4 protein-coding genes are annotated in these 3,269 nt (G+C 61.3%); all 4 read left to right on the plus strand.

Going from position 1 to position 3,269, the window contains the following annotated elements:
* The first annotated feature begins 4 nt into the window (after positions 1–4).
* Positions 5–1,216 carry an NADH-quinone oxidoreductase subunit D gene (locus AAFM29_RS15790; RefSeq protein WP_341713741.1) on the plus strand — a complete coding sequence of 404 codons (1,212 nt, stop codon included), beginning with the start codon at positions 5–7 and terminating at the stop codon, positions 1,214–1,216.
* A complete protein-coding gene (gene nuoE / locus AAFM29_RS15795) occupies positions 1,216–1,884 on the plus strand; it encodes an NADH-quinone oxidoreductase subunit NuoE (RefSeq protein WP_341713738.1) in 669 nt (222 codons plus the stop codon). The genes AAFM29_RS15790 and nuoE overlap by 1 nt, the downstream gene beginning before the upstream one ends.
* Positions 1,884–2,024, plus strand: coding sequence for a hypothetical protein (locus tag AAFM29_RS15800; RefSeq protein ID WP_341713739.1), 141 nt, complete (start codon positions 1,884–1,886; stop codon positions 2,022–2,024). Before nuoE ends, AAFM29_RS15800 begins: the two co-directional genes overlap by 1 nt.
* The coding region (gene nuoF, locus AAFM29_RS15805; protein WP_341713740.1) for an NADH-quinone oxidoreductase subunit NuoF at positions 2,024–3,269 on the plus strand (1,246 nt) is incomplete at its 3' end. The genes AAFM29_RS15800 and nuoF, both read left to right, overlap by 1 nt.

A 3,269-nucleotide genomic window follows, 5' to 3' on the forward strand; every position in this document is an offset into this window, starting at 1 on the left:
GCGCATGAGCATGCAGCTTGAAGCCTCGCCCACCACCGGCGACGAGGTCATCACCAACTATACGATCAACTTCGGGCCCCAGCACCCGGCGGCGCATGGTGTGCTGCGCATGGTGATGGAGCTCGACGGCGAGATCATCGAACGGATCGATCCGCATGTCGGCCTGCTTCACCGCGGGACCGAAAAGCTGATCGAGAACAAGACCTATTTGCAGGCCCTGCCGTATTTTGACCGGCTCGATTACTGCAGCCCGCTGTGCATGGAGCACAGCTATGTCCTCGCGATCGAGAAGCTGCTCAATCTCGAAGTGCCCGAGCGTGCGCAGTACCTGCGCGTACTGTTTGCCGAGCTGACCCGCATCTGCAACCACATGCTCAACATCGGCGCGCATGTGATGGACGTGGGCGCCATGACCCCAAATCTGTGGGTGTTCGAGCTGCGCGAAGACTGCATGAATTTCTTCGAGCGGGCTTCAGGTGCACGCATGCACAGCGCCTGGTTCCGCCCCGGCGGCGTCCACCAGGACGTTCCGGAAAAGCTGCTTGTTGACATCGGCAATTGGGTCGACACGCGCCTGCCCGAACTGTTCGGTGATGCGATGAGCCTGGTGCTCGACAATCGCATCTTCAAGCAGCGCAACGTCGACATCGCTCTGGTGAGCAAGGAAGATGCGCTGGCCTGGGGCTTCAGTGGCCCGATGATCCGCGCGGCGGGCATCCCGTGGGACCTGCGCAAGAGCCAGCCCTACGACGTCTACGACCGGATGGAGTTCGACATCCCCGTCGGCACCAATTCGGATTGCTACGACCGCTTCATGGTTCGCGTGAAGGAAGTCTACGAGAGCGCGAAGATCATCAAGCAGTGTCTCGCGCAGATGCCCGAAGGGCCGATCTGCTCCGACGACCGCAAGGTTTCGCCCCCCAAGCGCGGCGAGATGAAGCAGTCGATGGAGGCGCTGATCCATCACTTCAAGCTCTACACAGAGGGCTTCCACGTGCCGGCCGGCGAAGTCTATGTCGCCACCGAAAGTCCTAAGGGTGAATTCGGTGTCTACCTCGTCAGCGACGGGTCCAACAAACCCTATCGCTGCAAGATCCGCCCGACCGCCTTCAGCCACTTGCAAGCCATGGATTTCATGTCGAAAGGCCACATGCTGCCTGATGCCACCGCCATTCTTGGCGCCATCGACGTCGTGTTCGGGGAGTGTGACCGCTAATGGCCGACCGTTCCCCCGCTCCCGATACCCCCGAACTGCGCGACCGCTGGGGTGGTTTCGAATTCAGCGACGCATGGCGCGCCAAGGCTGACGCCACGATCGCGCGCTATCCCGAAGGACGTCAGCGTTCGGCAGTGATGGCATTGCTCGACTATGCCCAGCGGCAGGTCGGCGAGGAAACCAATACGCAGGGCTGGCTGCCGCTGCCGGTGATCGAGTATGTCGCCGATTATCTCGACATGCCGGTGATCCGCGTGCTCGAAGTCGCGACCTTCTATTTCATGTACAACATGAAGCCGGTTGGCAGGTATCACGTACAGGTCTGCGGCACGACGCCGTGCATGCTGCGCGGGTCGGACGGCTTGTTCGAAACCTGCAAGAAGCGCGGGATGAAGAAGGGTCACGTTTCGGACGATGGACTGTGGACCCTCACCGAGGTCGAATGCATGGGTAACTGCTCAAGTGCGCCGATGGTCCAGATCAACGACGACAATTACGAGGATCTGACGCCGGAACGGCTCGACGCAATCCTCGATGTCCTGGCCAAGGGTGAACAGCCCAAGACTGGCACGCAGGAACCCGGCCGTCACACGGTCGAACCCGTCGGAGGCCCGACCACGCTGACCGCCATGGTCGACGCCAACCACGACTATCGTAAGGAATGGTGATGAGCATCGTCACTGTTCTTGTGGCACTGGTCGTCTGCTTCGTCGCCTGGAAGGTGCTGACGGGCATCATCAAGTTCGGGCTGATGGCCGTGGTGCTGGTCGGCGCATTCTATTTCCTCTCGCAGGGGGGGGCACTCTGATGCTCGCGGATAAGGACCGTATCTTCACCAACCTTTACGGCTATCAGGACTGGGGCCTGAAGGCGGCGCAGACGCGTGGTGACTGGGATGATACAAAGTCGCTGATCGCGCGTGGGCAGGATGCCATCATTGAAGAGGTCAAGGCCTCGGGTCTTCGCGGCCGCGGCGGCGCTGGCTTCCCAACCGGCCTCAAATGGTCGTTCATGCCCAAGGAAAGCCGGGACGGTCGTCCCAGCTTCCTGGTTATCAATGCCGACGAGTCCGAACCTGGTTCGTGCAAGGATCGCGAGATCATTCGTCACGATCCGCATAAGTTGATCGAAGGCGCGCTGATCGCCGGTTTCGCCATGCGTGCGCGGGCGGCCTACATCTACATCCGCGGCGAATATATCCGCGAGGCAGAGACGCTGCAGAAGGCGATCGACGAAGCCTATGCCGCCAAGCTGCTGGGCAAGAACGCGGCGAAATCGGGCTATGACTTCGATGTCTTCGTGCACCGCGGTGCGGGCGCATACATTTGCGGTGAAGAAACCGCGATGATCGAGAGCCTCGAAGGCAAGAAGGGGCAACCTCGTCTCAAGCCACCGTTCCCGGCGGGTGCCGGCCTCTATGGCTGCCCGACTACGGTCAACAATGTCGAAAGCATCGCGGTCGTGCCAACGATCTTGCGTCGCGGCGCAACGTGGTTTTCCAGCTTCGGGCGCGAAAACAACAAGGGCACCAAGCTCTTCCAGATCAGCGGGCATGTGAACAAGCCCTGCGTGGTCGAGGAAGCGATGAGCATTCCTTTCAGCGAGCTGATCGAGAAACACTGCGGCGGTATCATCGGCGGCAAAGACAATCTTCTCGCGGTAATCCCCGGCGGATCTTCGGTTCCACTGGTTCCGGCCGAGCAGATCTGGGACGCGCCGATGGACTTCGACGGTCTGCGCGAAGTCGGCTCGGGTCTCGGCACCGCGGCGGTTATCGTGATGGACAAGTCCACCGACATCGTCCGCGCGATTTCGCGGCTCAGCTATTTCTACAAGCACGAGAGCTGCGGCCAGTGCACCCCCTGCCGCGAAGGCACGGGCTGGATGTGGCGCATGATGGAGCGCCTGCGCACCGGCGATGCCGCGATCGAAGAGATCGACATGCTGCAGCAGGTGACCAAGCAGGTCGAAGGCCATACCATCTGCGCACTGGGCGATGCCGCGGCCTGGCCGATCCAGGGCCTGATCCGCCATTTCCGCCCCGAGCTCGAGC

It is taken from the genome of Erythrobacter sp. (assembly GCF_038133525.1).
Classification (GTDB): domain Bacteria; phylum Pseudomonadota; class Alphaproteobacteria; order Sphingomonadales; family Sphingomonadaceae; genus Qipengyuania.